This is a genomic window from Candidatus Aquicultor secundus (genome assembly GCF_002791875.1).
Lineage (GTDB): Bacteria > Actinomycetota > Aquicultoria > Aquicultorales > Aquicultoraceae > Aquicultor_A > Aquicultor_A secundus.
Genome location: NZ_PFNG01000049.1, coordinates 361 through 3,391 on the forward strand (window position 1 = coordinate 361; position 3,031 = coordinate 3,391).

A 3,031-nucleotide genomic window follows, 5' to 3' on the forward strand; every position below is an offset into this window, starting at 1 on the left:
GCCGGCCTACTTCGGGCTGCATCACCTTAATATCACGGCTTGTTAGGATTTCCAGATTATACTGGGTAGCTTTGTTGCTCCACATGTAGTTGTTCATAGCGGGGACCATAACGATGGCGCTTCGGGCCGCCACCAGCGTCGTCGAGAGCGCATCGTCGGCTAACCCATGCGCGGCCTTCGCGATGATGTTGGCGGTGGCGGGGGCGACAACAACCAGATCCGCCTCCTCGCTTAGTGCAACGTGAGATATCTTCCCCTGCGAATCCGCGGCGAAAAGATCGGTCAGCACCGGCTGACCCGTTACCGATTGGAACGTCAACGGGCTTACAAATTTCGTCGCATGTTCGGTCATGATCGTTTTAACGATGGCACCCCGCTGTGCCAACTTGCTCGCAAGGTCAACGGCCTTATATGCCGCAATCCCACCGGATATGCCAAGTGCTATTGTTTTCCCTGAAAATATGTCCTCGCCCATGTTCCCTTCCATATGCGTGCCATACCGTCATAATTGCCGTTCACCTATATCGACATGATAACCTGCCAAGATAACAATGACAAATAAAACACCCAGGGCTCGAGCCCTGGGCTAACAGTATTTTTTGCTCGCTGCTATTAATTGCTGTAAATCCGAAAAGCTGACAGCTGAGTGCCGACAGCTCCTCTACTTAATTCCCTCAACTAACCTCTCATAGGAGATCTTACCCTGGGAGATTTCTTCGAGCGCTATGGTCAAAGGTTTATTTGAGAGGGCCTCGATTTGCGGTGGCCGTACCCTTACCAGGTCGTGTCGCTTGATTGCGCTGAAATAATCGTTGATCTGCCTTGCCCGCTTTGAAGCGGCAATTACGAGAGTATACTTGCTATCGACTTTGCTTAGAAGTTTGTCGATATCCGGTCTCTTGTCGATATCCGGTCTCGCCACTAATTATCACCTTCACTTTTATTGGCTCGTTTTTCGGCCTTGACGATGCCGACCAGCTCATCGACGGCCCTTTCTACATCATCATTTATTACCACATAATCATAGTTTCCAGCAAGCCCCATCTCAGTTTCTGCGTTCTTAAGCCGCTCTTGTAACTCGGCAGTGGTCTCTGTGTTGCGAAGCTTAAGCCTTTGTACAAGCTCCGCTATCGACGGGGGCTCGATAAAGATGAGAACCGCTTCGGGCATTTTCTCTTTGATACTGGCCGCGCCCTGGACATCTATCACCATGACCACATCTTTTCCCGATGAGAACTCTTCTTTAACAACCGATTTTAAGGTGCCGTAGTAGTTGCCGTGAACCATGGCCCACTCGAGGAAGCCCCCTTGAAAAATACGGTCCTTAAACTCGTCCTCGTCTAAAAAGTAGTAATCGACCCCATTAACCTCACCGGGGCGCGGTTTTCTGGTTGTCGCAGAAACTGAGCGCGTAAGAGAAGGGACCCTCTTTAACAGTTCGTCGGTGAGAGTCCCCTTTCCAGCTCCTGATGGACCAGATATAACAAACACTTTCGGGTCTGAATCCATCTAATTCACCTATTTACTTGCTTACTGAGCTAATCAGTATTTCTTTCTGCTTGCTGCCGAGACCCTGGATTCTCCTGCTCGGGCTGATGCCTGCATCCTGCATAATCTTCTGGGCTCTGGCTTTTCCGATGCCCGGAAGGGATTCTAATAAACTACTAACTTTCATTCTGGAAACGATCGGATCGTCAGTTTTATTGATGATGTCTTTGACGTTTACTTCTCCGCTTTTGAGTTTCTTTCTGAGATCTGCCCTTTTTTGTCTTGCTTCTGCTGCTTTCTTTAAGGCCGCTTGCCTTTGCTCTTCAGTTAATTTCGGTAACGGCATAACTCCTCCTTAAGTTAGGTAGTTGGACCTTTTAATACAACGGTGATTATAGGGGATAGCTAGTTGAATGACAAATGCTAATTGTAACTATTTCGTATGCTAAAAGTTTATGGTGGATTTTCATTCGGCACAGTTCGCGTCTCTACCTGCGGTATTTACCTGCCGGATATTCGTCGCGATTGCTGCCAAAGATTGCAGTGGTTCGTCTAAAAGTTCGTCTTTACCCCTATCAACCTAGCTAGCAACTTTTCTGACTGTACCACGCTCCCTTCTAATGGTCGATGTTCCTTTATGAAACCCGAGGTAACAAAGGCACTATTTTATATAAACCTTGCTGACCTGCGTATTTATCACATTTCTATGTATATTACTTCTTTTCCTGCTTTTTTGCCAATTAAAATATTATTTTTTTGCTTTCGGCGCCCGTAATTTCCATGATGATCTTAGACGCAGCGGCCGCCGGATCACTAGCTTTAAGGACCGGTCTCCCTACAACCAGGTATGATGACCCTGCGCTAATCGCATCACCTGTACTCATAACCCGCTTTTGATCCTGAACATCCTCAGACGAGGATCTGATGCCGGGCGTGACTATTACAAAATCATCCCCGACCTTCTCCCTGATTTTTGAAACTTCATGCGGTGAGGCCACAATCCCACCCAGGCCGCTTTTCTTAGCCAAAACCGCTAGATTTACCACCTGCTCGGGGATTGAATTTGCAATACCTATTTCCCCAGCCCTCTCATCATTTAAACTGGTCAGAACTGTTACCCCGAGTAAAATAGGAGGTCGGACGCCTAACTCTTGCGCCGATTCCTTGATTGCGCGCGCCGCTGCCCGCATCATGTCGACACCGCCCATGGTGTGGATAGTGGTCATGTCGACCCCCATTTTGACCACCTCACGACACGCCCCGGCCACCTGGTTCGGGATATCATGCAGCTTAAGGTCGAGAAATACCTTTAACCCACGGCTTTTAAGCAATTCGATTACGCTGCGGCCTTCCGCCAGAAACAACTGCAGGCCCACTTTATAAAAAATTGCGTTGTCGCCAATTTTATCGCATATTGCGGCAACTTCTTTGTTGCTTGAAACGTCGAGCGCAATTATCAAGCGCTCTTTAGGTTCAATCATTGCCAATAAACACCTCGTAAAAGAAATAGTGTGCGGTAGGCAGAATAAAACCATCTACCTAA

At 48.0% G+C, this 3,031-nt stretch carries 5 protein-coding genes; all 5 read right to left on the reverse strand.

Features of this window, described 5'->3' with window-relative positions; genetic code table 11:
• On the reverse strand, positions 1-475 hold a 475-nt coding region (locus COY37_RS02030; RefSeq protein ID WP_286975791.1), incomplete at its 3' end, for a flavoprotein.
• Between the two features lie 186 nt (positions 476-661).
• Positions 662-922: a DNA-directed RNA polymerase subunit omega gene (rpoZ, locus tag COY37_RS02035; protein ID WP_286975793.1), complete on the reverse strand. Its 261-nt coding sequence runs from the start codon at positions 920-922 to the stop codon at positions 662-664.
• The gene (gmk, locus tag COY37_RS02040; RefSeq protein ID WP_286678466.1) at positions 922-1,509 is read right to left on the reverse strand and encodes a guanylate kinase; all 588 of its coding nucleotides are present in this window, start codon (positions 1,507-1,509) and stop codon (positions 922-924) included. The genes rpoZ and gmk overlap by 1 nt, the downstream gene beginning before the upstream one ends.
• Positions 1,510-1,522: 13 nt before the next feature.
• The gene (gene mihF, locus COY37_RS02045; RefSeq protein ID WP_286678467.1) at positions 1,523-1,834 is read right to left on the reverse strand and encodes an integration host factor, actinobacterial type; all 312 of its coding nucleotides are present in this window, start codon (positions 1,832-1,834) and stop codon (positions 1,523-1,525) included.
• A gap of 394 nt (positions 1,835-2,228) precedes the next feature.
• Positions 2,229-2,969, reverse strand: coding sequence for an orotidine-5'-phosphate decarboxylase (pyrF, locus tag COY37_RS02050; protein ID WP_286678468.1), 741 nt, complete (start codon positions 2,967-2,969; stop codon positions 2,229-2,231).
• Between the last annotated feature and the right edge of the window lie 62 nt (positions 2,970-3,031).